Consider the following 25,882-nt stretch of genomic DNA (forward strand, 5'->3'; position numbering starts at 1 on the left):
ATTTTAACTCTCCTGCGTTACGCGGCTTTCTCAGCGGCCATGTGGCCGCGGAAAGTACGCGTCGGGGCAAATTCGCCCAATCGATGGCCGACCATATTCTCGGTAATATAGATCGGGACGTGTCGTCGTCCATCATGGACTGCAATGGTGTGTCCAACCATTTGGGGGAAGATCACGCTTGCACGACTCCAAGTCCGCAAAACCTTCTTCTCACCTTTTTGGTTCATTGCTTCAACTCGTTTCAACAATTTGGGCTCAATGAAAGGGCCCTTTTTCAATGATCTTGACATATCGTACCTCTACCTTTTAGCGGCTCTTCTTGCTGCGACGACGAACAATATATTGATCGGTCTTCTTATTGCGACGCGTCTTGTAACCCAATGTGGGCTTACCCCACGGGCTTTTCGGACCAGGCAAACCAATCGGTTGACGTCCTTCACCACCACCATGTGGATGGTCGCGTGGTGTCATCGCGGAACCGCGGACTGTCGGGCGAATACCCAAGTGGCGTTTGCGCCCGGCTTTACCAAGTTTCACATTTCCATGATCGAGGTTGCCAACCTGGCCAATGGTGGCGTAACAGGTCTGGCGGATCAAGCGAACTTCACCAGAGGGCATACGAATTTGGGCAAAGTCGCCTTCTTTTGCAAGCAACTGAGCCGAACCACCAGCTGAACGAACTAGCTGGCCACCGCGCCCTTCGTGAACTTCAATGTTGTGGATCAGAGTACCCACAGGGATACTCGAAATCGGAAGCGAATTACCAGAACGTATTTCAACTCCAGGACCCGACACAATTGTGTCACCAACTTTTAAGTCGAGCGGAGCGATAATATAACGTTTTTCGCCATCTACATAATTGAGCAACGCCAAGCGAGCAGTGCGGTTGGGATCGTACTCAATAGCCGCAACCTTGGCAGGAATATTGTGCTTATCCCGTTTGAAATCCACAATACGGATGAAGCGACGATGTCCACCACCGCGATGGCGAACAGTAACGCGTCCATGAGCATTGCGGCCACCGCTCTTGCGCAAGGATACAAGCAGAGAGCGCTCAGGCGTGGACTTTGTGATCTCATCGAATGTGTAACCGGTCATCCCACGGGTGCCCGGAGTTACCGGTTTATATTTTTTTACAGGCATTACTGCACCCCTTCAAATATAGGTAGGGTTTGTCCCTCAGCCAATGTAATGATCGCCTTTTTGAAAGCTGGCTTGCGAATGGACATGCGGCGGCTTCGTAAACGACGACCACGTTTCGCAGGGACATTGATGATGTTTACTTGTTCCACACGAACATCGTAAAGGGTTTCAATTGCATCCTTTACCTGTGTGCGTGTGGCAGTACTCGCAATAACAAATGAATACTGATTCAACTTGCCGGACTGATAACTGGATTTTTCCGTGACAAGCGGACGACGAAGGATTTCGTAAATGATACTCATGTGCTTGTCTCCTTAACCAAGGTTCGCCACAAGGGCATCAAGCGCCTTGACCGGTAGAATCAGTTTGTCAAACCCAAGCAAATCGCGGATATTCAGGTAACTCGCCAACAACACTTTTGTGTTATCCAGATTGTCTGACGAGCGCATGGCGACATCGTAAGATTGGTCTTTCACTGGCATAAGAATAAGCGCCGTTGAAGTTCCTACAAGGCCGGAGAGAGCAGTTGCCATCACGCGCGTTTTGGCTTCATCCAATTTCAATTCATCGACCAAAACAATACCAGCATCAGCAAATTTGGCTGAAAGAGCAGACCGCAGTGCAGCTTTTCGCATCTTTTTGGGCATGCGCTGTTCATAACTGCGAGGGTGCGGGGTATGAATACGACCACCACCTACAAACTGAGCAGCACGGCGCGAACCCTGACGAGCACGGCCAGTGCCTTTTTGCTTGTAAGGCTTAGCGCCACCACCTGCAACTTCGCCACGCACCTTGGTCTCATGTGTACCAAGACGGGCATTTGCCAGCTGGCGGATATAAGCCTGGTGCATCAAATCAACATTAATAGGGGCTTCAAAGATCGCGGACGGGAGTTCCATCTCGCTAACCTTTTTACCTTCCATATTCAACACATCTAATTTCATAATACCTTGCTCCATTTCCTCTCGACGCCTATTGCTTGCGCGCTTCCTTGATCAGGACCAAGCCACCTTTTCCACCAGGCACTGCACCTTTAATGCCAAGCAGATTGCGCTCAGAATCGATCATAACGATTTTCAGCGCCTGCACGGTTACCCGGTCAGTACCCATGTGACCAGCACCACGAGCGCCTTTATAAACACGCCCTGGAGTAGTGCCTGAACCACGGGAACCCGGCGCACGGTGGCGATCAGATTGACCATGAGTTTTCTTGCCGCCAGCAAAATGATGTCTCTTTACCCCGCCCGCAAAGCCCTTACCCTTGCTGGTACCAATAACGTCCACACGCTCGCCAACAGAAAAGACCTCAACTGTCAGCTTATCACCTACGTTTACGGCTTCTTTTGAACGGAACTCCCGCAAGAAACGCATGGGAGTCAGGTTGTTAGAATTGAGGTGTCCCAATTCTCCACCAGTCAAACGCTTAGGGTGAACTTCGCCAAACCCAAGTTGTATCGCTGTATAGCCATCCTTTTCAGGATTGCGAACCTGGGTAACGAAACATGGCCCAGCTTCGATGATCGTCACAGGTTGTGCGACGCCTTGCTCATCGAAGATCTGGGTCATGCCGATCTTCTTTCCAATAAGCCCTTTCAACATACTCGGTTTTCTCCTTCAAAAAATATTTATTGAGACTGCCAACCTGGGCTTAGGTTGCATCATCTCCGGGCAGCGCAGTCAAATGGTCCCGCGGGATGTTTTATGTGTGTGATCCCGCACAGGTACCTTTCTTACGCTGTCGAAATTCGAGAGTAGAGATTTGTTTTGTGGGTCTCTACTCTCGCTTGACGACCAATTTAAATTTTTATTTCGATATCCACACCTGCAGGCAGGTTAAGGCGCATCAACATATCAATTGTTTTTGAGTCCGGGTCAAGCACATCAATCAAGCGATTGTGTGTGCGGATCTCAAAATGCTCGTGCGAGTCCTTGTCTATGAATGTCGAGCGCCGTATTGTAAACCGTTCAGTACGAGTTGGCAAGGGTACGGGGCCCACAACATGGGCTCCACTTCGTTCAGCAGTTTCAACGATCCGCTTCGCGGATTGGTCAAGAACACGATGATCATAAGCCTTGAGGCGAATACGGATTTTTTGCTTCGTCATGCCTGCACCTATTCAATGATTTTGGTAACGACACCCGCACCGACGGTCAGACCGCCTTCACGGATGGCGAACTTTGAACCCTGTTCCAACGCCACAGGCACAATCAGTTCCACTGTCAGGTTCACATTGTCACCCGGCATCACCATCTCGACACCTTCCGGCAATGCGATGTTCCCTGTCACATCCATTGTGCGGATGTAGAACTGCGGTCGATATCCGCTGAAGAATGCCTTGTGGCGACCACCCTCTTCCTTCTTCAACACGTACACTTCCGCCAGGAATTTCTTGTGCGGTGTCACGCTACCAGGCTTTACCAACACCTGTCCACGTTCCACATCGTCACGCTCGATACCGCGAAGGAGGATACCAGCATTGTCGCCAGCCACCGCTTCGTCCAGTTCCTTGTGGAACATTTCGACGCCCGGTGATGACGGAGGATTTCGTCTCGCGTAAACCTACGATTTCGATCGGGTCGCCCTTCTTGGCCATACCACGATCCACACGTCCAGTCACGACCGTTCCGCGTCCCTTGATCGAGAACACGTCTTCTACGGCCATCATGAACGGCTTGTCTGTTTCACGCTTCGGTTCGGGGATGTACTCATCCACCACGCGAAGGAGTTCTTTGATGCATTCGTATTCGGGGGCATTTGGGTCAGTGCTGGCGCTGTCCAAGGCGATCTTGGCTGAACCACGTACGATCGGGGTGGTGTCGCCGGGAAGCCGTAGCTGCTCAACAGTTCGCGCAGTTCCAGTTCCACCAGTTCCAACAGTTCAGGATCGTCCATCTGATCCACTTTGTTCAAGAAGACCACGATGCTCGGCACTTCCACCTGGCGAGCCAACAACACGTGTTCACGTGTTTGGGGCATCGGACCATCGGGGGCGGCCACAACCAAGATGGCACCATCTACCTGCGCGGCGCCGGTGATCATGTTCTTGATGTAGTCACGGTGTCCGGGCATGTCGACGTGGGCATAGTGGCGCTTGGCCGTCTGGTATTCCACGTGGGCGATGTTGATCGTGATACCGCGTGCTTTTTCTTCCGGCGCGTTGTCGATTTGGTCGTAGGCACGAAATTCTGCGTTGCCCATCAACCCTGATACTTTTGTGATCGCAGCCGTTAATGTCGTCTTCCCATGGTCGATGTGTCCCATGGTCCCTACATTCAAGTGCGGCTTGCTCCTGTCAAATTTTTCCTTCGCCATTGATGATCTCCTTATTTATCCAAAAAAGAAATATATTATTTTAGTAATTCCTGCGCAACTGACTGAGAAACAGGCGCATAGTGGTCAAATTCCATACTGAAAACACCACGTCCCTGTGTAGCAGAACGAAGCTGGGTAGCATAACCGAACATTTCAGCCAACGGAACCATGGCGCGTATGGCCTGTGCATTACCAGGGCGAACATCCATGCCTTGGATCAAACCGCGACGACCATTGAGTTGTCCCATCACATCACCAAGATATTCTTCTGGAACAACAACTTCAACTTTCATCATAGGTTCAAGCAAAATGGGATTTCCTTTTTGCACACCTTCCTTGAAACCAATGGATGCAGCAAGTTTGAAGGCCATTTCGCTTGAGTCAACCTCATGGAATGAACCATCGAACAATGTGATTTTCAAGTCAACAACTGGATATCCGGCCAACACACCGTTTTCAGCCGCCTCTTTGAAACCCTTTTCAACTGGTCCAATATACTCTTTGGGGATTGAACCACCTACGATCTTATTCTCAAATACCACACCGCTACCACGTTCACCCGGCTCAAGGGAGAACACCACGTGACCATACTGACCCTTACCGCCAGATTGTTTCGCGTACTTGTAATTTACTTCTTTTACGGGCTTGGTAATCGATTCACGGTATGATACGCGCGGGGCACCGACATTTGCCTGCACCTTGAACTCGCGTAAAAGACGATCCACAATAATATCAAGATGAAGTTCACCCATACCACGAATGATGGTTTGGGCAGTGTTCTCGTCTGAATTAACGCGGAACGTCGGATCTTCTTCAGCTAACTTGCGAAGAGCCTCCCCCATTTTTTCCTGATCGGCAGAGCTTTTAGGTTCAATAGCAATAGAGATTACCGGCTCAGGGAATGAAATGCTTTCCAAGGTGAGAGCTTTGGTATCACACAAAGTGTCACCAGTGAAGCTATCTTTGAAACCAAGAACCGCACCAATATCACCCGCACGAATCTCGGTGATGTCTTCACGGGAATCCGCGTGCATACGAATTAAGCGGCCGATTCTTTCTTTTCGGCCTTTGGTACTATTTTGAACGGTCTGACCCTGGCTCAAAACACCAGAGTAAATACGAACATAAGCGAGACGACCTACATACGGATCCGTCACGATCTTGAAAACCAGAGCGCTCAACGGGGAGTCGTCTTGGGCCGCAAGTTCAAACTCATTTTCTAGGTTACCGGGTTCTGTTGCCTTAATTGTTGGCTTATCAGCCGGGGAAGGCAAATAATCAATAACTGCATCCAGCATAACCTGAACACCTTTATTTTTTAAGGAAGAACCGCAAAATACCGGGGCACATTTTGTTGCCAAAACTCCCTTGCGGAGTGCTGCCTTCAATTCATCAACACTGATTTCCTGAGCTTCCAGGAATTTCATGGTCAATTCATCGTCAAGCTCTGCAATCTTCTCAACCATTTTGGCACGAGCTTCTTCAGCTTGTTGTTTCAAGTCAGCGGGAATCTCGATGCTTTTGGGTTCTTTACCAAGATCATCTTCCCAGACCCAAGCCTTCATTGTTAGAAGGTCAACCATGCCTTTGAATGTAGCTTCAAAACCGATAGGAATTTGCATAGCAATCGGGTTGGCACCCAGCCGGTCGACGATCGTATCAATCGTCCGTTCGTAAGAGGCGCCAACTCGGTCCATTTTATTGACAAAACAGATGCGAGGAACACCATAACGATCAGCTTGACGCCAAACAGTTTCTGACTGAGGCTCCACACCCTGCACAGCATCAAAAACAACAACGCCACCATCCAGCACGCGCAATGAACGCTGAACCTCGGCAGTGAAATCGATATGTCCCGGGGTATCGATGATGTTGATTTGGTATCCCTTCCATTCGGCCGAAACAGCCGCGGAAACAATGGTGATACCACGTTCACGTTCCTGCACCATCCAGTCAGTAACTGTAGTGCCATCATCTACGGAACCAATACGATGTGTCATGCCGGTATAGAACATAATACGCTCGGTAGTTGTCGTTTTACCGGCGTCAATATGGGCTATGATTCCAATATTTCTATATTTTTCAAGCGGATATTCGCGTGCCATGCTTTTACAGACCTAACCTATCAATTTATGATTATTAAACACGATAATGTGAGAATGCGCGGTTGGCTTCAGCCATTTTATGGGTTTCATCACGCTTGCGGATGGCCGCACCCGTTTCATTGGAAGCATCAATAAGTTCAGACGCCAATTTATCTGGGAAAGATTTCCCAGCGCGCTCGCGGGTTGCGGATAAAATCCAACGGATCGCCAGGGTTGTGCGGCGATCTGATGATACTTCCATAGGAACTTGGTACGTTGCACCACCCACACGGCGAGGGCGAACTTCCATCACCGGGGAAACGTTCTTGAGAGCAGTATCAAAAACGTCTATAGCATTTTTGCCAGTGCGTTCTTTGACCAAATCCAAAGCATCATAGACAAGCCTTGTCGCAACGCTTCTCTTACCCTGCTTCAATACATGTTGCATCAAAGTTTTGAGGTTGATGCTGTTATAACGGACATCGGGAATTAATTCCCGCTTTTCGGGTTTTGCTCTACGCATTCTTTAATTCTCCATCAAAACTATTTCGGACGCTTCGCGCCATATTTTGAACGGGCCTGCTTACGATTTGCCACACCGGTGGTGTCGAGTGATCCACGCACGATGTGATAACGAACACCAGGCAGATCCTTCACACGGCCACCACGGACAAGAACCACAGAGTGTTCTTGCAACTGATGACCTTCACCTGGAATATATGCTGTCACCTCTATGCCATTGGTCAAGCGCACACGAGCGATCTTCCGCAAAGCCGAGTTTGGCTTTTTAGGAGTCATGGTACGCACAACAGTACATACACCACGCTTTTGTGGAGCGCCCTTAGCCTGACGGACACGACGTTGTTTAAATGAGTTCAACGTGTATTGCAACGCAGGGGCCTTACTCTTGGCCTTTTTGTTCTTGCGGCCCTTGCGGACCATTTGATTAATTGTCGGCACGTTTGCCTCCGATTTCCTATCTCACAGATATTTAATGTGTATTCGCAAGAAATGAGGCCATCCATAAACTTGCTGATGGCCTCATTTGTAAACGCCATGCTTGTGCGGGAGTTATAGCCGCATGTTTGATTGGCAACGGAGCATGATTTTATCATGCTGCCATCCCAACGTCAAGATTACCGCTTGCCTATAAACTTCTCTCCGATACCTAATAAGCCAGTATCCATCTTTGGTGGATGTTGTTTTTCTTCATCCTTACCGAACTTGACAACATCACCACTATCGTTTACAGCCTCGACAGCAAGGCCAAGGGATTGAAGTTCTTTAACCAACACGCGGAATGATGCAGGGATGCTCGGTTCCTCGATTGCCTCACCTTTAACGATGGCCTCGTAGGTATTTACACGTCCCTGTACATCATCAGACTTGACAGTGAGCATCTCTTGCAAAGTATAAGCAGCACCGTATGCTTCAAGTGCCCACACTTCCATTTCACCAAACCGTTGTCCACCAAACTGAGCCTTACCACCCAAAGGCTGTTGCGTGACTAAACTGTATGGGCCGGTGGAACGAGCATGTACTTTATCTTCAACAAGGTGATGCAATTTTAGAATTGTCATCACGCCAACTGTTACAGACTGATCATAAGGAATGCCAGTTTTACCATCACGCAAAACCTGTTTGCCAAGTGTTGGGATGGGTTGATTGGTTGCATGCATAACTTCCTGCGCAACTTCCATCAAGCGCGCTTCTGCAATGCGACTTCCATGTCCTTGAGTTTCGATCCACAAACGTAAACAGGCATTGATCGCTGCCTTATCGTATGTTTCACGTTCACGAGGATTAATATCTTCGGGATAGAAAACCGTATCTGGGTCATAACCACGATCACGTAACCACTCGATAACTGTCGACATACGTGCATACGCCGGGTCTTTGAGATCATATGGATCATAGTCACGTTCGCCAAGCCATTCAGCAAGATACAGGCTACGAACTTCATCGTCATCTTGAATAGACTCAGGAGAGTACTCCTGCTCCTTGATCCAATCCCAAGCGGTAACTGCTGTTTCTTTCCAAGCCTGATCGTGGAGCCACGCGCGAGCGAGTTCGGCCTCGATCTCCTCTTCAGAAGCGCCGTCAAACACAGGGGTGATGGCACGATACCCAAGTCGTTTCGCCGCCCATCCTAAATGGACTTCCAAAACCTGACCGATGTTCATACGACCAGGAACACCAAGCGGATTTAAGATGATGTCTACAGGTGTACCGTCTTCAAGGAAAGGCATATCTTCAACAGGAACAATCTTCGAAACAACACCCTTGTTCCCGTGACGACCTGCCATCTTGTCCCCTGCCGCCAACTTACGGCGCTGGGCAACAGAGACGCGTACCATCATATCCACACCGGCGGACAAATCCGAGTTCTCTTCGCGAGTGAACACTTTGACATCAACAACCTTGCCACGCTCTCCATGAGGCATACGCAGGGATGTATCTTTCACATCACGTGATTTTTCACCAAAGATCGCACGCAGAAGTCGTTCTTCGGGTGTCAATTCTTTCTCACCTTTAGGCGTGATCTTCCCAACTAAAATGTCGTTAGGACCAACCTCAGCGCCAATGCGGATAATGCCGTTTTCATCCAAATCTTTGATCGCGTCATCACCAACATTCGGGATGTCGCGCGTAATCTCTTCGGGACCTAACTTTGTGTCACGGGCTTCGACTTCATACTTCTCAATGTGAACAGATGTGAAGCGGTCATCCTGCACCAAGCGTTCGGAAATCAAGATGGCATCTTCAAAGTTCCCGCCTTCCCACGAAACGAACGCGACAACTGCATTCTGTCCTAAAGCCAATTGACCGTTGTCGGTGGATGAAGAATCGGCAATGATATCGCCTTTCTTAATCACCTGTCCTTTGACTACAGCAGGGCGCTGATCAATACAAGTGCTTTGGTTTGAGCGCTGATACTTGCGCAAGGGATACGTGTGGATTCCGCCTCGTTCTTTAACGGTGATCGAATTTCCAGTAACTGAGATCACTTCCCCATTGGCATCCGCAACAACCACCTGACCGGAGTCTACTGCGGCATGATATTCCATACCGGTCGATACAAGCGGAATCTCAGGACGGACAAGAGGCACAGCTTGCGTCATCATGTTCGAACCCATCAACGCGCGGTTCGCATCGTCGTGTTCAAGGAATGGGATCAAAGCGGCGCTAATACCGACCACTTGATGCGGAGCAACATCCATGTAATCAACCGCGTCAGGTTGTGAAAAGATAAAGCTGGAGTGATAACGAGAAGACACACGCTCGCGAACATATTCGCTATCGTCAGTTAACGGTGCGTTTGCCTGCGCGATCACGTACTTATCTTCTGCATCTGCAGAAAGATAGTCAAATTGAGAAGACACATAAGGTCTAATCGATACCGGCACACCGATCTTAGCGATCTTCTTCATCATTTTGGCGTCAATCTTCTCGCCAGCCTTGAACAAGACTTCTTCGGTTTTCGGGTCGACTACATGCTCGCGTAAAGTACGACCTTCCAAACGTTCATCTTCGGCTTCCATGACACGGAAAACTTTGCGATAAGGCGTCTCGATAAAGCCATATTCATTGACGCGGGCAAAGGACGCCAAACGTCCGATCAAACCAATGTTCGGGCCTTCAGGTGTTTCAATTGGGCAAATACGTCCATAGTGTGAGTGGTGGACATCGCGGACATCGAAGCCTGCGCGCTCACGGCGCAAACCGCCTGGTCCAAGCGCTGAAAGCGTGCGCTTGTGGCGCAACTCGGCCAACGGGTTGGTTTGATCCATGAACTGCGAAAGCTGGGACGAACCGAAGAACTCGCGCAACGCTGCAACGACCGGGCGAATATTGACGAGTGTCACAGGCGATAACTGCTCCTGGTCACGAATGGACATGCGTTCTTTAATAACGCGTTCCATACGTCGGAGGCCAATGCGCAACTTGTTCTGGATCAACTCACCCACCGTCTTGACGCGGCGGTTGCCCAAGTGATCGATATCATCTGGGGGTTCGACTCCGTTGTTGATCTGGATCATGCGGCGGATCAGTCGAATCACATCGCTCTTGGTTACGGTGCGATGTGGAATGGGAATATTGAGGTCGAGCTTTTGATTGAGTTTATAACGGCCCACGCGTTCAAGGTCGTAGTGACGCTGGTCTACTAACTGCTCTTCAAGGAATTGGCGAGCATTATCGAGTGTAGCGGGATCGCCAGGGCGCATCTTGCGGAAGAACTCGATCAAGGCGGCTTCGGCAATCGTTTGACCGCCGGAGAGATCCCATTCGGGTTCCTGTTTAAAAGTAGAAGCAATGAACAAGCGTTCAGGGTTGTTATCCACATCCTTAAACAAGGACATCAACTCTTCATCGGTACCGGTCTTCAAAGGTGAATCTTTGATACCGTCATCCACTGCGGCCAAAGCACGCAGGAAGACTGTGATCGGCACAGTGCGTTTGCGGTTGAACTTTAAGATAATGTAGTCAGACTTGCGGGTTTCGAACTCCATCCAAGCCCCTCGATCAGGGATAAGCTTGGACATGGCGAGCAAACGTCCCGTAGCACGATCCGTAGGGGCTTCAAAGTACACACCAGGAGAGCGGATCAACTGCGAAACAACGACGCGCTCCGTCCCATTGATAATGAAGGTGCCCTTGTCGGTCATCTCAGGGAAATCGCCAAGGAAAATATCCTGCTTGATCGGCTCGGGAACATCAGTACCCGCCAATAAGACAGAAACATACAACGGGCTGGCATAGGTAAGATCGCGTTCCACACACTCTTCGATCGAGTGTTTCGGATCGCCAAACCAATACTTTAAGCCCCATTGTTTCGACTCAGGGCTACGGCTGGGGAAATATAACTTCATCCCCTTGTTATAGGATTCGATTGGCGACACTTCATGGAAGAGATCGCCAAGCCCCTCACGCTTGAGGCGCTCAAAAGAGTCCAATTGGACTTCGATCAGATTGGGAAGATTGATATTGACCGGAATACGCGCATAACTCTTTTTGGGCAAAGTAGAAGACATTCGGTTCACTCCTGACCTTGGGTATGTGCGCCGTTACGAAATACCTTTTCTCATCCCTAAACTTAGTTCTCGCCAGGTAACAGTTGCAATTCAAGTTTAGGTGATCACACAAGAAACGGTAAACACACGAAGACATCCCGCTTGAGTGGCGGGATAGCAAAAAGCAATTATATATGAGGGGTTATATATACGCAAGGGATTTTTGGTATTAATTTTCAAATTCGTCCCTCTTCCTTGCATATGCGGATTCTACCATAACCTAATCTTAACGCATCAAACGGAGACAAACAGGGTTTTGACTGATAGAATCGACAAAACAAATTTCCGGAGGAAGCATGGCAACATCACAAACGATGGTTAACGATCGGAAAGAGATATTCGGCTGGGCCATGTACGATTGGGCAAACTCAGCTTTCAGCACAACAGTGGGGACAGTATTCCTTGGCCCATACATAGCAGGGCTTGCGGCAACATCCGCCGCGGCAAATGCCGACGGTATGGCTCGTTTTCTTGGTATTCCGATAGCACCCGACTCCTTCCTCCCTTATTGCATTTCATTTTCAGTCGGCCTCCAAGTACTCTTCCTCCCCATTCTAGGCGCTATCGCAGACTATTCTCATTTGCGCAAACAAATGATGCAACTTTTCGCCATCATAGGCGCCATATCAACCATATTGATGTTCTTTATCACAGGGGAGTTATGGTGGCTGGGAGGTGTCCTATTTATCATCGCCAACCTAACCTTCGGAGCAGCGATCGTTTTCTATAATGCTTACTTGCCAGATATCGCCAGTGAAGAAGAACGTGACCGTGTTTCCTCTTACGGCTGGGCAATGGGATATCTGGGAGGCGGCCTTCTTCTCGCGCTTAACCTTGCGTTCTTCATCTTTAGCGAAGATATTGGTGTTCCAAGTGCATTGGCTGTTCGTATCAACCTTGCATCTGCCGGTATATGGTGGATTGGTTTCTCTTTCTTCACATGGGCCCGCCTTAGACCAAGACATGCGGCCCATCCGCTTCCTGAAGGTGAGACATATGTCAGCATCGGTTTCAAGCAATTGGGAAAAACTTTCCGCGAGATCAAAAATTTCCCCGAGACGCTCAAATATCTATTAGCGTACTTCCTCTACAACGATGGGATTCAAACGGTGATCGCAGTTTCATCCACGTTCGCGGCGGCCCCCCTCCTCCGCGGTGGACTTGAGTTACCACAAGACACATTGATCGCCGTTATCTTGATGATCCAGTTCGTGGCATTCGGTGGCGCATTGCTGTGGGGCAAACTCGCCAAATGGATCGGGGCCAAGCAATCCATCATTGTCAGCTTGGTCATTTGGTCTGGCGTGGTTATCTATGCATACGGTGGCTTAAAAGGTGACTCGCGCACAGCTCAATTCTTCGTACTTGGTGTCTTTATTGCATTGGTGATGGGAGGCTCGCAAGCCATTAGCCGAAGTCTCTTTGCCCAAATGATCCCCACTGGAAAAGAAGCAGAATATTATTCCTTCTACGAAGTCAGCGAACGTGGCACTTCATGGACAGGTCCGTTGATCTTCGGTCTTGCAAATCAGATCGGCGGAAGTTTACGCTACGGCATACTTGCCCTCATCTTTTACTTCATCGCAGGGCTAATCCTACTACCACTCGTCAATGTGCCCAAAGCCATGGATGATGTAAAGAAATACAACACAGACCACGCATAAAATATGTAAAATTAAAGAAGGCCGAGGAAATTTCCTCGGCCTTCTTTAATTTATAACTTCGGCAATACTATCGACTTCTGCCCCTGATATTTTCCTTTTTTATCCGCATACGAGACTTCGCACTCCTCGTCCGCTTCGAAGAATAGGACTTGTGCCAGGCCTTCGTTGGCGTAGATCTTTGCTGGCAAGGGTGTGGTGTTCGAGATCTCGAGCGTGACGTAGCCTTCCCATTCGGGTTCGAACGGCGTGACGTTCACAATCAACCCACAGCGCGCATACGTGGACTTACCCAAACAGACCGTCAACACCTTGCGTGGGATGCGGAAGTACTCGACCGTGCGCGCCAAAGCGAACGAGTTGGGTGGAATGATGCACACTTCGCCTTGAAACTCGAACATGGATTTCGGGTCAAAATTTTTCGGGTCCACGATCGCAGAGTGGACGTTCGTAAAGATCATGAACTCATCCGCCACACGGATATCGTATCCATACGACGAAACGCCGTAAGAGATCACTCCCTGCCGAACCTGTTTATCCACGAACGGTTCGATCATCCTTTGTTCCAAAGCCATCTTGCGTATCCAGTGATCAGGTTTCAAACCCATAATTCTCTCCTAAAATTAGTTTGCTCAAGCCGCCATCCTCGGCGGCGAAACGCTACCGAGAGCATTGCTTATAAGTTTTTATTTCAAAACAACGACAACCTTCGTAAGTTTCCCCGATTGTACTTCAACCCAGCGTTCATAAAACTGACCGTTGTGTTTTAAAACGACATAGTAATAGCCCGGCGGCAGATCGCCCAGCGCGGCATTCTCTTCCAAAAGCATCATGTCCTTTGAATACGTCACAATGTAATGAGACTTGATCTTGGGTCCGTTCTTATCGAGGTAATAGCGGGCAGTGAACTCGGCAAACTGAGGCTGGGAATTCTTATCAAGAACCGAGAATGCTATCGCGCCAAACGGGTTACCCGCTTCATCCTTGTTCGGTACCAGCCAAAGCTCAGGGTTTTGCGTTGAGAAGTAATCCGTCCCATCGCCGCCCTTGCGAACCTCAAAATGCAAATGGCTCCCTGTCGCCACGCCGCTGTGACCGACCTCTCCGATCAGGTCACCAGCTTTGATCTCGTCCCCGGCTTGCACATTGATCTTGGAAAGATGTGCATATAGCGTATACATCCCGTCGGCATGGCCGATAACAATGACGTTACCGTAGAAATCCTTCCATGGGCTGTAGATCGCTTCTTTATCTGGACCTGCAAACTGGATCACCCCATCCCCCGCGGCATGGACCGGCGTCCCGAACTTGTTCAGGAGTTCCACGCCATGATGCGGTTCGCGCTTGTTCTCTTGAGTCGAACCGTAGCGATAGGTAATATCAACGAATGTAATATCTGGTGGGAAGATGGGATTCTGAAAGGCAAAGTGTCCGTCAGTAATGCAGAAGTCTACGGTGAGAGGATCACAAGAGGAAACCTGGGTTGCCGTCGGCGAGGGAGGAATCAACGTAGGCGTTGACTCGGGTGTTGAGACAACAAACGGCGTCTCTGTGGAAGTGGGCAAAGATTGAGCGACAGCCGTCTGCACGGCAGGCGTGCAGGATGTGATGAGAAGGAGGGAAAGGAAAGAGAAACTATGTTTCATAAGCACAATTATATGGACTCAGCCAGCTTGCTGGCGCAATTTCGGGAGCAAGCTCCCTGATTCCATATGTCTTTGGATTCAGCCAACTTGCTGGCAAGGTTACGGGAGCAAGCTCCCGATTCCAAAGTTATAATCAAAATATGGAGACCCTATACAAGACCTACCTGCATAATCCACCGCATTACTTTGTTCCAAATGCGATGTATATGGTTACAGGGGCTATTTTACACAAACAATATCTATTGCGCGAAAATAGGCGAAAAGAATTTTTCCTGAAAACTTTATTTGAAAAAGCGGAATCACTTGCATGGAACATGGAAGCTTGGTCAGCTTTGCATAACCATTATCATTTTATTGCTCAGGCTCCTGAAGACCCAACAACCTTGGCAAAGCTACTTCAACAAGTTCATTCGATTACTGCAATTCAATTCAACCGCTGGGACAATACCCCGGGCAGGCAGGTCTGGCAAAACTATTGGGATACATGCATCACTTACGAGAAATCGTATCTGGCGAGGCTTCGCTATGTCCACGAAAACCCTGTAAAACATGGACTTGTTGACAACGCGATAGATTACCCGTTTTGTAGTTATAGGTGGTTTATTGAGCAGGGTGAAAATGATTTGAAGGAACAGGTTGTCAATCAGCCAGTTGATAAAGTAAACGTGTTTGATGATTTTTAAATCCAACAGCGGATATGGACTCAGCCAGCTTGCTGGCGAATTACGGGAGCAAGCTCCCTGATTCCAAAATTAAATCCCACCCCGTTCTTTCATTACGGACTGGATCTCCAATTCGAGTTTATCGGCTTCGAATTCCAATTCAGCGAGTTCGGCGAGCATCTTCTCCCCCACTGATTTGTCGTCCAGTGAGTTGAGGTTAATTCTCACGTTGTAGCCTGCGGCTGTCAGCGCGGCGCGGGACATGGCAAAGCCAGACATGGCATCACTGATGGCGCTTTGGAGTCCGTGCTTGGCACATTTGATCGCAAGTTCCATCACTTTGACGGCGTCCGACGCAACATGCAATGGGACATGTGCCGCGTTGAGCGTGGCTTGCACGATGGCAGCGTTGCGCGTGGTTTGTTCTTCTTCCGTCGCTTTGGGGAGTTTGAAGGTCGCCATCAACGTTTCGAATGCACCCGCATCGTCTTCGACAGCAAGCGTAAGTTCTTTGCGCAGATTTTCAGCGACGACTCGAATGGCTTGCATTTCTGCTTCCACTTCGGCGTATTTCTTTTTGCCGATGGTAACGCCTGCCACCATGGCGACCAATGCCGCGCCCATCGCGCCTGCATGCGCGGCGGCGGAGCCACCACCAGGAGTCGGTGTGGGGGCGGCTAACTCTTCAATGAAAGAGGGACAGTTTCCAGCGGGGCTCGAAGCGTCGGCGGATTGAGAAGAGAAAAGCCGGGTTTCAAGAATCTGTTCTTTGGAGAATTGATCCAATTGTGTGTACCAGACCGCCGCATCCACCAATGCTTCTTGCGGGATCAAGCCAACGAGTTCGCTGTGATGAATGCCAACACCGTATCGCTCGGCTTCGCGTCGAATGAATTCAACCACGCGGGCGATGGGCGTTTCGCGGAAGTTGGTGAGGTTCATCGAAACTTGCGCGCGTCCTTCGACGAGCAGACCAAGACCCTTGACGTAACGAAGCCCGCCCGATGATTGACGCACAGCCTTGGCGATCTTTTTGGCGATGTCGACATCGTCGGTGGTGAGATAGACGTTGAACGCAATGAGCGGAGCGCGCGCGCCGATGACGGTTGCGCCCGCCTTGGGCAATTTGCTGGGACCGAAATCGGGCGCCCGATTCGGATCGGTCTCGATGGCAGACTTGAGCCCTTCGTATTGACCCTTGCGGATGTTTTCGAGATTCGTGCGTTCGGGACGAGTTGCCGCCGCTTCATACAAATAGACGGGGAGGCTGAGTTCGTCTCCCACACGTTGACCTACTCTTTTGGCGATCGCCACACACTCTTCCATCGTGGCATCCGATAGCGGCACAAACGGGACAACGTCCGTCGCGCCAATGCGTGGGTGTTCGCCCGTGTGCGAGTCGAGGTCAATGAGTTCGGCGGCGGTTTGAATGGCGCGGAACGCGGCCTTCTCCACTGCGGATGGCGAACCCGCAAAGGTCAGCACCGTGCGGTTGTGGTCGAGGTCGGAGGAGCGGTCGAGCAGGCGCGCACCTTCGACAGATGTTATCGCGGCGACGATCTGGTCAATGACTTCAGGTCGCCGTGCTTCGGAAAAGTTGGGGATGCATTCGATTAGGGTAGTCATATAGTCTCTTAGTCTGATAGTTTTCTTGTCATTTGATTATTAATTGGCGACAGTAATTATACGGTGATTTGTATTCTAGCTGTGCTATACTCACAAAAGTCGTATCAATCAGGTTTTCAAATTTGAGGTGGCTAATGAGTGAAAATCCATTAATCAACATCGGCGAACTTTCAAAACCCGCCACAGTATTGATTGAAAAAATATCTGATGCGGTTGGCGGAATTTTTGAACCCTATCAAATAAAGCGAGTAGCAAAAGCAGAGGCTGAGGCCAAAGTTATCGAAGCAAAAGCTGAGATCGAGGTCACTGAGCTTCAGCGAAGAGCCTTTAGGCGGTTTTTGAAGGAAGAGGAAAGAAAACAAAGGAATATTGAGGAAATTACCAAGAAAGCCCTTCCTCAACTTAGTGAAGCTGCCCAGCCTGACAAAGTAGAAGAAGATTGGATTGCTAATTTCTTTGATAAATCGCATCTCATTTCAGATGACGAAATGCAGACTCTGTGGTCACGTGTATTGGCAGGTGAAGCCAACTCTCCAGGTACGTATTCGAAAAGAACCATCAATTTTTTATCAAGTCTTGATAAAAGTGATGCCGATTTATTTACCCGCCTATGCGGTTTTGGATGGAAGCTTTATGAAGAAGAAATCATACCTTTAATTTACAACTTGGAAGAAGAGATATATAGTGACAATGGCATGAAATTTGAAGTTCTTACCCATTTGGAAAGTATTGGATTAATTACCTTTAGCAGTATAGGCGGCCTATCTCAAACGGAATTACCCGAGAAGATAAATGCAAATTATTTTGGTAAGACAGTCGAATTATTTTTACCTCAAAATGAGAAAACCTTAGCTATTGGCAAAGTTCTATTAACAAAGGTTGGCCAAGAACTCGCCCCTATAAGTGGAGGGCTTCAAATAAAGGGGTTCTTTGAATACATGTGTGAAAAATGGGCAAGTCACGGTTTTATCAAAAAAGAAGAACTACCTGAAGATAACCAGCCAACAGTTAAAATCGAATAGAGGCTCAGTCTCCCATCCACCACGGACGGGAGATTTTTGTTTATGGCTTCGCCCCACCCCCCAAGTGGCGGAGACAATGACTCCCTGACAGGCGGATGTGGCTGGAAAGGCTTCGTTGTATGATGAGTGCATGGCCCTCACATATGTCTAACCCTGTGTCAGTCAGTGTGTCACGGCCATGGAGAACTCATCATGAATACCGAAAAACGTAACACAAAAACGTTCAACATCTTTTCCATCGTATTTCTTGTCGCGATACTGCTCACCATCGTCGGCGGGGTCCTTATTCAGCGCACGGGTATGGCTTCGATGGTTGGCGAAAGAAATGTTGGAAGGGGCCACACTTTCATGCAACCCTATTTAATGCACACCAGCCCCACCGGGGAACTGGCTGTGACTGCGGGCATCATCCTTCTTATCATTGGGTTTGTCATGACCGTAGTGATATTACTGGTCAGGCGTAATCGGTTAAGTCATAATCCCTCTTAAATCTCAAAAACACCAATCATAGTTTCAACCATAAAGATCTTCTGGCAACAACCAGGAGATTTTTGTTTGTTGGTCTATCAAAGAGCAGTAATTCACCCGTATAATCAACCCCATTATGGAAAAATCCCGATTAGAAGCGTTCAGTGATGGTGTGTTCGCCATCGTGATCACTTTATTGATCCTCGATATTCGTTTTCCCGAAGTGGACTATAGTCAATTTTGGGAAACTCTGGCTTCTGTGTTGCCGCGCATCCTTGCCTATGTGATGAGCTTTATTATTATTGGGCTGTATTGGGTGATCCATCACAACTCGATGCATGCGATCAAGAAAACGGACCGCGGCTTTTTGTGGCTGAACATCCTGCTTTTGCTGTGCGTGAGTTTTATTCCGTTCCCCACTTCGTTGCTGGGTCGGTATCCCTTTGAGGCGGGGCCGATCATTATTTACGGCCTGACCTTGATCACTTGCAATGTTGTCGGGGTCATCATGGTGTTCTATGTCTATTACCATCCCCAACTGGCAGTCACAGAGTTCAGCAAGCAATACATGCGGAGTCACATACCCAATTATATTATTATCAATGGCGCGTATCTCGGGGCGATCTTATTGGCAAATCCGCTTCCGCTCCTTAGCTATTTGATCTACATTACTGCTGTCGTGCTTTTGATCATCTTCCTACCGAAGTTGGATGATGGCATCAATTATCAAGTGAAAGAATAACTGTATGAACCCAATCGACCTTCAACATCTCCGCACGGCCATTGAGGTGGCGCAAAGCGCACGCGAGCATGGCAATCATCCCTTTGGCGCGATATTGGTGGATGAAAACGATCAAGTGTTGTTGCAAGCCGAGAACTCGGTGATTACTGGCAGGGATTGCACCGGTCACGCCGAGACAAATCTGATGCGGCTGGCTTCTCAAAATTATTCGGCAGAGAAATTGTCCGTGTGTACGCTGTACACCAGCACTGAACCTTGTGCCATGTGTGCAGGCGCGATCTATTGGGGAAATGTGGGTCGGGTCGTCTATGCCTTGAGCGAAGTAGACTTATATGAGATCGTCGGTCCCTCGCCCGATCAGTTGGTGCTTTCGAGCCGCGAGGTATTCAGTCACAGCCAGAGAAGTGTCGAGGTGGAGGGCCCTGCAACCGAACTCAATGCAGAGGCGCGCGCGGTCCATGCGGGGTTTTGGAGATAAACTCTGACAATCATCTAATCAATTGCCCGTAACAATCTCAGTGTATGCTTCGTCAATAGGGAGAAACTATCCATAAAGGAGAACTACATGAGCACACCCAACGATTGGAATCAAGCGATCATCGAGGAATTTCGAGCCAATGACGGCAAGGTCGGCGGTCGCTTTGAAGGTAGAACCTTACTTCTTTTACACACCACCGGGGCCAAGAGTCGCGAACCGCGCATCAATCCAGTAGCGTATACAACCGATGGAGACCGTTTTGTCGTCATTGCATCCAAAGGCGGCGCGCCGAACAACCCCGATTGGTATTACAACATCGTCGCCAACCCCCTGCTCACCGTGGAGGTGGGTACTGAAAAATTTCAAGTAAAAGCAACCGTCACAGAAGAACCAGAGCGGACTCGCTTGTACGATAAGATGGTGGAGGTCATGCCCGGCTTTGCTGAATATCGAGAAAAGACTTCGCGCGCCATCCCTGTGATCGCGTTGACTCGTGTGAACTAAACCGTACACATCTCCTCCGTCAGTAGGATGCAAACACAGACGATCTCGTTATACTTAATACATGAAAACTTTAGATACATTGAGCCAGCGTGAAAAGCAAGTCACCGACCTGTTAATGCAGGGCATGAGCAATAAACAGATCGCGCTCACGCTTGGCATCGCCGAACGGACCGTTGAATTCCACCTGAACAATATTTACGCAAAGCTCATGGTCGGCTCGCGTATGGAGTTGGCGCTTCAGCTATGGAAAGCTACAGGTGAAAGGAACAGCGGTCAGGTGGAATCCACAGTTGTTTCAACAGAGGAAAATCCCCATAATGACAGTCAGCCCGATGCAAAAGCGCGTTGGGCAAAAACCCTAAAGAGCACTGTATCGCTCATCAAAAAGGAGACTGTCATGACCATCAAGATCATTCTGGAAGACTTGGGCAGCTATTTCCGCAAGCGCCCGCTTTTGACCGGCGCGCTCACTGTCCTCGTCGCGAGCTTTGCCGTCTATTTACTTATATTCGAATATGGCTTGTACTTCCCCATCTCATATCTTCTCCTGAGTTTGTCCCTCGGGCTGGGAAGTTTATATCTCGGCCTTTCATGGAACAGAATAAAGAACGGCGAATACAAAGTGAGATTTGCCGTCGTACTCACGATCATCTTGATCCCTTTGTTCATCATGGCAGTGGACTCGATCCTGCTGTACACGGTCGGAAGAAATATGACGGAAATACAATTGGACTTGCCGGGTCTTTCCAACCGAGCGGTCTGGTTCACCTCAACCAACGGGGGTACATTCCTGAGCCTTCACCGCTCTACTACGAACGACGAACTTTGGCTGATCGGTTTCTTCCTTTATATCTTTCTACTGGCAATGGCCGGAAATCTCGCTGGCAGGTTGCGCACCAAAAAACAAAACCCATCGCCAGCGTGATACATGATGTAATCAAATCTCCCGCCCACTACGGCGGGAGATTTTTATTGACAGATTGCAGATAAAGCAGTGATACAATACAAACAGACTAAGGGGAGTCTGTAAACAAGCAACACGTTTCATAATAATTCATACTACAAAGAAAGAATCACATGCACTCAATCATGACCATCGCGATCATCAGCGATCGCAACACGAGGGCGGGCGAGCTCGTTGTCGCGGCTTCTACAATACTCACTATGACTTACCTCATGGTAAAACCTGTCTCATCTGATAAATCTTGCAGAGACGAATTCATCAATGCCTGCCGGGCTGTAGTTCCCAATGGGACGCCGAAAAAGTATGTGGCAAAGATCGCAAATCCAATATCTGTTAATGCCGAATTCGCAGACTTCTGGCTGGCCTTCGATAAAAAAGGCGAAAAACTCGCAAAGCAGATCATTACGGCTTCAGGCAGATCAATGGACGAAGGGACATATGATTTCCCTGGCATGGTCCACCTGTTTGAGCACGAAGTCCCTGATACCCCCAAGAGCGGTGACATCAAAGCATGGGTCAGCTTACTTGCTGAGCAATTAGAGCCCTGGCGGGAAAAGATCCAAAAGATGCATCTGGCTTACACCTAGCCCTCCATTTATCCAATTTTCACAATACCTAATGATGACTTCCGTTTTCGTTTTACAACGAGATGGGAGTTTCTTTCCTATAGAATCACGCACTTATGAATACAAAACCTTTTGACCTTGTCATTTTCGATTGTGACGGCGTGCTTGTGGATAGCGAGCCGATCACGAATACAGTCTACATGCAAATGTTACGTGAGTATGGACTGGAAGCGAATGCCGAAGAATACCTGCGTGAGTTTTGGGGTCAGGCCATGACCTACAGACTCGATGTCACGTCACGCCAGTTCAATTGGACACCGCCCGAGAATTTCCTATCCGTTTTTCATGAACGGCTTGTTGAAATGAATCTCAGAGAACTGAAACCCGTGGTAGGAATCCGCGAACTGATTCAAAGTCTGACCGCTCCCTACTGTGTGGCATCCAATGGGCATCAGGAGGAGATCGCCACACGCTTGAAAGCCACACATCTCACAGATCTATTTGTTGGCAAAAAGATATTCAGCGGCATGGAAATGCCTCATCCCAAACCTGCGCCCGATGTCTACCTCGCGGCGGCCAAAGCCTTCAACCTGCCGCCCGAACGATGCGTCGTCATCGAGGATAGCATTCCCGGTATCACAGCCGGCATCCGCGCGGGGATGAAAGTCTACGGGCATGCGGCCTTTACAGCAAAAGAAACATTACGTCAGGCAGGCGCAATTCCCTTCGGCTCGATGCCCGAACTACAGAGAATTCTTAGCGCATGAGAGTGTTACAATCTCGCACATATGGACGCTATTCACACAAGACTCTTCAATCAAGGACTGATCAGCACAAAGTTTCATACGATCGGTGAAGTGGTCAGCGCATTAGGCGCCGTGCAAGCACAGGACTACGCCGGTGCCAAATGGGCTTTGGGATTACGCCTTAAGGACTCCACCGATTCAAGCATTGACCAGGCCCTGGCAGACGGTTCTATCCTACGCACACACCTGCTCCGCCCCACCTGGCATTTTGTTTCGCCGACAGATATCCGCTGGCTCCTCATGTTGACGGCTCCGCGTGTTCATGCAGTCAATGCGTTCATGGCTCGCAAACTCGAAGTGGACAAACCCACGCTCAAGAAAAGTTATGCAGTGCTGGAGAAGTCGTTACAAGGAAATCAATACCTCACTCGCACAGACATTGGCTACGCGCTCGAAAAATCAGGTGTCAAAAAAGCGGATGGTCAACGCCTTGTCTACATTATGATGGCGGCTGAATTGGATGCTCTGATTTGCAGTGGGCCAAGAGAAGGCAAACAGTTCACATATGCTCTTTTAGATGAACGCGTACCCAAGGTCCCGGAAATGAAGCGTGAAGAAGCGTTGGCAGAACTCACGAAACGGTACTTCTCCGCGCGCGGACCAGCCACTTTGCAGGATTTCACATGGTGGTCAGGTTTGACACTCACGGATGCAAGGAATGGCATCGAGATGGTCAAATCACATTTGACGAGTGAAACAATCAATAATCAAGCCTATTGGTTTGCAGAAACAAAGTCACCCACCAGCAAGCGCTCCGAGACCGCCCACTTGCTACCGAATTACGATGAGTTCATTGTGGGATACACCGACCGAAGCTTCATCTACAACACGACGCACGATAAAAAATTGGACGACCGTGGAAATGTCCTTTTCCAAAACACCATTGCGGTTAACGGCCAGATCAAAGGTACATGGAAGCGCACCGTGAAGAAGAATGAAGTCCTTGTGGAACTTACTCCATTTATAAAATTTTCCAAGGCTGAGGTACAAGCTGTGGCAACTGCAACAAAAAAATACGGAGACTTTCTCGGCTTGCCAGTTAGAACTACAGGAGTAGATGCGTGAGTAAAGGAAGGCTCGAAGCGTTCAGTGATGGCGTGATGGCGATCATCATCACCATCATGGTATTAGAGTTGAAAGTCCCTAGTGAAGGGACTTTGTCTGCGTTGACGCCATTGGTGCCCAAAATATTGAGCTACATATTGAGCTTTGTCTTCCTCGCCATTTACTGGAACAATCATCATCATTTATGGCAGGCAGTGGAAAAGGTCAACGGCGCGATCCTTTGGGCGAACATGCATTTGTTGTTCTGGCTGTCGTTGATCCCTTTTGCAACAGGCTGGATGGGTGAAAATCATTTCGCCACCATGCCTGTTGCGTTATATGGGATCGTTCTATGGATGTCGGCATTGGCATATTTTTTGAAGGTACGCGCATTGATGGCTTACCACCCCAGCGACTCGGTATTAGCCGCCGCGATTGGCGAAGGCAAAAAGGAACGTGTTTCGCTCGCTCTTTATACGGCCGCCATCCCTCTCGCCTTCGTGGCATCGTGGATATCGCTTGGGTTGTATGTGACCGTCGCCGTCATGTGGCTCGTCCCCGATCAGCGCATCGAAAGAAAATTCACAGCTTAAGCGTTACTCCAAATACACCAGCTTAAGTCGTTCAATATCTTCCTCGCCAAGACCCAGTCCATCACGAATGTAATTGTCGAAAGACCCATACTCACGGTCAATGGCTTCAAATGCGGCAGAGAGATAGGATGGATCTGCGGCTAAAAATCCCTTTACTTTTTCGAGGAGCAACTTCCCCCACATCAATCGAACAAAGAGCAAATTCCATCGATACCCAGGGATCAGGTATTGGTTCGTCAACAGGTAATCTTCCATGATGGTCTCTTGTGAGACGCCCAACATCCGCAGAAGGATCGCTGAGGCAAACCCTGTGCGGTCCTTGCCCGCAGAACAATGGAACAGGACGGGTTTTCCTTGTGCAGAAAACACTTCCTGCATGAACTTCTTCATCTCGGGTGTGAAGCGTGTGCCCAGTTCGATATTCGTCTGGATCATATGCTTGTACGGATCGGTCTTCTTCAGGCCTTTCGCCATTTCCTTGTTTGAATTATGCCAGGCTTCTGTACTGCTATCCAAAATGGGAATCTCAACCTGACGGATGTTCATGCCAACAGGCAGACGGTCAGAACGATTTTCTTTCTCCCAACCCGCCCGGAAGTCTATGATCCGATCAAGAGACAGGGTTGATAGAAGCTTTTGGTCGGCATTGGTTAAGGTATGCAGCCCATCAGAACGATACAACATGCCCCAACGAAGAGTTTTTCCGTTCGCTGTTGGGTAACCGCCCAGATCGCGAAAGTTCTTTGCACCCGAAAACGGCAGGCGACGATTTTTGGTATTAACCGCTTTGGCGGTCATTTTTTTCTCAAACATCCTCATACACTCCAAAATAGTGATCGAGTAAAGCAGATTTCCTATTCTATATATCAAATTAACAGGGTATCATGTCGGGACAAAGATCGACAACAGACGGAACATTTTACCAATTTACAAGGCAAACAGTGAATCGGTATATTGCTTTTCTACGCGCCATCAACGTTGGCGGAAATACAATCGTCAAAATGGACGTCCTTCGGGGACAGTTCGAGGCGTTGGGATATACAAATGTCCAAACGTATATTCAAACAGGCAATGTGATCTTCGAGTCAGACGAGAAAGATACGTCCGTATTGGAGGGACAGATCGAACGTCAGTTGGAAAAAGGTTTGGGGAAGAGTATCCTGCTTTTCGTGAGAACGATGCGCGAACTTGAGCCGATCGCGAAGAAGCCTCCGTTCGATCCAAAAGAGAACGAGACGTTGCACATCGTCTTCTTAAAATCAAAGCCCACTAAAAAGTTGGAGCAGGCACTGGCATCCTTCAATAGCAAGGCCGATAAATTTCTCATCAAAGGCCGCGAGGTGTACAATTTGAGGCATGACCGTGATGCATCGGTATTCTCGAACAATTTTATCGAAAAGACTCTGGGCATTGCAGGCACCACACGAAATTTAACCACGGTTCAAAAGATCGTGGAAAAATATTACTAATTATCCAAGGAGATAAGAA

27 protein-coding genes and 1 pseudogene are annotated in these 25,882 nt (G+C 48.9%); 13 read left to right on the forward strand and 15 right to left on the reverse strand.

Translation table 11 applies throughout. The annotated features are described in order from the left end of the window. Positions 1-17: 17 nt before the first annotated feature. The 11 genes and pseudogenes from rpsS to IPP66_21245 form a co-directional block, all read right to left on the reverse strand. Positions 18-290 (reverse strand): 30S ribosomal protein S19, encoded by a 273-nt coding sequence (gene rpsS, locus IPP66_21195; GenBank protein ID MBK9927797.1) that lies wholly within the window; start codon positions 288-290, stop codon positions 18-20. Between the two features lie 16 nt (positions 291-306). Beyond that, positions 307-1,143 (reverse strand): 50S ribosomal protein L2, encoded by an 837-nt coding sequence (gene rplB / locus IPP66_21200; protein MBK9927798.1) that lies wholly within the window; start codon positions 1,141-1,143, stop codon positions 307-309. Then, complete coding sequence (rplW, locus tag IPP66_21205; protein ID MBK9927799.1) at positions 1,143-1,445, reverse strand: 50S ribosomal protein L23; 303 nt, start codon at positions 1,443-1,445, stop codon at positions 1,143-1,145. The genes rplB and rplW overlap by 1 nt, the downstream gene beginning before the upstream one ends. Before the next feature lie 12 nt (positions 1,446-1,457). Continuing rightward, positions 1,458-2,087, reverse strand: coding sequence for a 50S ribosomal protein L4 (gene rplD, locus IPP66_21210; GenBank protein MBK9927800.1), 630 nt, complete (start codon positions 2,085-2,087; stop codon positions 1,458-1,460). A gap of 28 nt (positions 2,088-2,115) precedes the next feature. After that, the gene (gene rplC / locus IPP66_21215) at positions 2,116-2,742 is read right to left on the reverse strand and encodes a 50S ribosomal protein L3 (protein MBK9927801.1); all 627 of its coding nucleotides are present in this window, start codon (positions 2,740-2,742) and stop codon (positions 2,116-2,118) included. 197 nt (positions 2,743-2,939) lie between these two features. Further along, positions 2,940-3,248, reverse strand: a complete 309-nt coding sequence (gene rpsJ / locus IPP66_21220) for a 30S ribosomal protein S10 (GenBank protein MBK9927802.1) — start codon at positions 3,246-3,248, stop codon at positions 2,940-2,942. 8 nt (positions 3,249-3,256) lie between these two features. Beyond that, a pseudogene (gene tuf / locus IPP66_21225) lies at positions 3,257-4,456 on the reverse strand (elongation factor Tu). Positions 4,457-4,491: 35 nt separating this feature from the next. Further along, entirely contained in the window at positions 4,492-6,561 is a 2,070-nt protein-coding gene (fusA, locus tag IPP66_21230) for an elongation factor G (GenBank protein ID MBK9927803.1), read from the reverse strand. Positions 6,562-6,595: 34 nt separating this feature from the next. Continuing rightward, positions 6,596-7,063: a 30S ribosomal protein S7 gene (gene rpsG, locus IPP66_21235; protein MBK9927804.1), complete on the reverse strand. Its 468-nt coding sequence runs from the start codon at positions 7,061-7,063 to the stop codon at positions 6,596-6,598. Between the two features lie 20 nt (positions 7,064-7,083). Continuing rightward, the gene (gene rpsL / locus IPP66_21240) at positions 7,084-7,500 is read right to left on the reverse strand and encodes a 30S ribosomal protein S12 (GenBank protein MBK9927805.1); all 417 of its coding nucleotides are present in this window, start codon (positions 7,498-7,500) and stop codon (positions 7,084-7,086) included. Between the two features lie 176 nt (positions 7,501-7,676). Continuing rightward, positions 7,677-11,573, reverse strand: a complete 3,897-nt coding sequence (locus tag IPP66_21245; GenBank protein ID MBK9927806.1) for a DNA-directed RNA polymerase subunit beta — start codon at positions 11,571-11,573, stop codon at positions 7,677-7,679. 335 nt (positions 11,574-11,908) lie between these two features. Between IPP66_21245 and IPP66_21250 the strand changes: the two genes are divergently transcribed. Next, a complete protein-coding gene (locus tag IPP66_21250) occupies positions 11,909-13,276 on the forward strand; it encodes an MFS transporter (GenBank protein ID MBK9927807.1) in 1,368 nt (455 codons plus the stop codon). Positions 13,277-13,326: 50 nt separating this feature from the next. On the opposite strand, the gene IPP66_21255 is transcribed toward IPP66_21250, so the two are convergent. Next, complete coding sequence (locus tag IPP66_21255; protein MBK9927808.1) at positions 13,327-13,881, reverse strand: dCTP deaminase; 555 nt, start codon at positions 13,879-13,881, stop codon at positions 13,327-13,329. A 78-nt stretch (positions 13,882-13,959) separates the two neighbouring features. Continuing rightward, positions 13,960-14,919 (reverse strand): M23 family metallopeptidase, encoded by a 960-nt coding sequence (locus tag IPP66_21260; GenBank protein MBK9927809.1) that lies wholly within the window; start codon positions 14,917-14,919, stop codon positions 13,960-13,962. A 206-nt stretch (positions 14,920-15,125) separates the two neighbouring features. Between IPP66_21260 and IPP66_21265 the strand changes: the two genes are divergently transcribed. Beyond that, positions 15,126-15,602, forward strand: coding sequence for a transposase (locus IPP66_21265; protein MBK9927810.1), 477 nt, complete (start codon positions 15,126-15,128; stop codon positions 15,600-15,602). Positions 15,603-15,671: 69 nt separating this feature from the next. Here the strand turns inward: IPP66_21265 and ftcD are convergent, their stop codons facing one another. Further along, a complete protein-coding gene (gene ftcD, locus IPP66_21270; protein ID MBK9927811.1) occupies positions 15,672-17,207 on the reverse strand; it encodes a glutamate formimidoyltransferase in 1,536 nt (511 codons plus the stop codon). Between the two features lie 134 nt (positions 17,208-17,341). Between ftcD and IPP66_21275 the strand changes: the two genes are divergently transcribed. The 10 genes from IPP66_21275 to IPP66_21320 all read left to right on the forward strand — a co-directional run bounded on the left by IPP66_21275 (position 17,342) and on the right by IPP66_21320 (position 24,394). Then, entirely contained in the window at positions 17,342-18,229 is an 888-nt protein-coding gene (locus IPP66_21275; GenBank protein MBK9927812.1) for a DUF2806 domain-containing protein, read from the forward strand. 192 nt (positions 18,230-18,421) lie between these two features. Then, positions 18,422-18,718 carry a hypothetical protein gene (locus IPP66_21280; protein ID MBK9927813.1) on the forward strand — a complete coding sequence of 99 codons (297 nt, stop codon included), beginning with the start codon at positions 18,422-18,424 and terminating at the stop codon, positions 18,716-18,718. A 115-nt stretch (positions 18,719-18,833) separates the two neighbouring features. Then, positions 18,834-19,439, forward strand: coding sequence for a DUF1211 domain-containing protein (locus IPP66_21285; GenBank protein MBK9927814.1), 606 nt, complete (start codon positions 18,834-18,836; stop codon positions 19,437-19,439). Between the two features lie 4 nt (positions 19,440-19,443). Continuing rightward, the gene (locus IPP66_21290) at positions 19,444-19,917 is read left to right on the forward strand and encodes a nucleoside deaminase (protein ID MBK9927815.1); all 474 of its coding nucleotides are present in this window, start codon (positions 19,444-19,446) and stop codon (positions 19,915-19,917) included. Positions 19,918-20,004: 87 nt separating this feature from the next. Further along, positions 20,005-20,421: a nitroreductase family deazaflavin-dependent oxidoreductase gene (locus tag IPP66_21295; protein ID MBK9927816.1), complete on the forward strand. Its 417-nt coding sequence runs from the start codon at positions 20,005-20,007 to the stop codon at positions 20,419-20,421. 61 nt (positions 20,422-20,482) lie between these two features. Beyond that, positions 20,483-21,346, forward strand: coding sequence for a helix-turn-helix transcriptional regulator (locus IPP66_21300; GenBank protein MBK9927817.1), 864 nt, complete (start codon positions 20,483-20,485; stop codon positions 21,344-21,346). Between the two features lie 152 nt (positions 21,347-21,498). Further along, the gene (locus IPP66_21305; protein ID MBK9927818.1) at positions 21,499-21,972 is read left to right on the forward strand and encodes a hypothetical protein; all 474 of its coding nucleotides are present in this window, start codon (positions 21,499-21,501) and stop codon (positions 21,970-21,972) included. Positions 21,973-22,067: 95 nt separating this feature from the next. Further along, positions 22,068-22,718, forward strand: a complete 651-nt coding sequence (locus IPP66_21310; GenBank protein ID MBK9927819.1) for an HAD family phosphatase — start codon at positions 22,068-22,070, stop codon at positions 22,716-22,718. A gap of 21 nt (positions 22,719-22,739) precedes the next feature. Continuing rightward, on the forward strand, positions 22,740-23,822 hold the full coding sequence (locus IPP66_21315; GenBank protein ID MBK9927820.1) for an AlkZ family DNA glycosylase: 1,083 nt from the start codon (positions 22,740-22,742) through the stop codon (positions 23,820-23,822). Further along, positions 23,819-24,394, forward strand: a complete 576-nt coding sequence (locus tag IPP66_21320) for a DUF1211 domain-containing protein (protein MBK9927821.1) — start codon at positions 23,819-23,821, stop codon at positions 24,392-24,394. The genes IPP66_21315 and IPP66_21320 overlap by 4 nt, the downstream gene beginning before the upstream one ends. A 3-nt stretch (positions 24,395-24,397) precedes the next feature. Here IPP66_21320 and IPP66_21325 read toward each other — a convergent pair whose 3' ends face one another. Continuing rightward, complete coding sequence (locus IPP66_21325; protein ID MBK9927822.1) at positions 24,398-25,207, reverse strand: tyrosine-protein phosphatase; 810 nt, start codon at positions 25,205-25,207, stop codon at positions 24,398-24,400. 128 nt (positions 25,208-25,335) lie between these two features. Here IPP66_21325 and IPP66_21330 point away from each other — a divergent pair, with 128 nt between their 5' ends. Then, positions 25,336-25,863, forward strand: a complete 528-nt coding sequence (locus IPP66_21330; GenBank protein ID MBK9927823.1) for a DUF1697 domain-containing protein — start codon at positions 25,336-25,338, stop codon at positions 25,861-25,863. The last annotated feature ends 19 nt before the right edge of the window (positions 25,864-25,882 follow it).

It is taken from the genome of Candidatus Defluviilinea proxima (assembly GCA_016721115.1).
Taxonomy (GTDB): domain Bacteria; phylum Chloroflexota; class Anaerolineae; order Anaerolineales; family Villigracilaceae; genus Defluviilinea; species Defluviilinea proxima.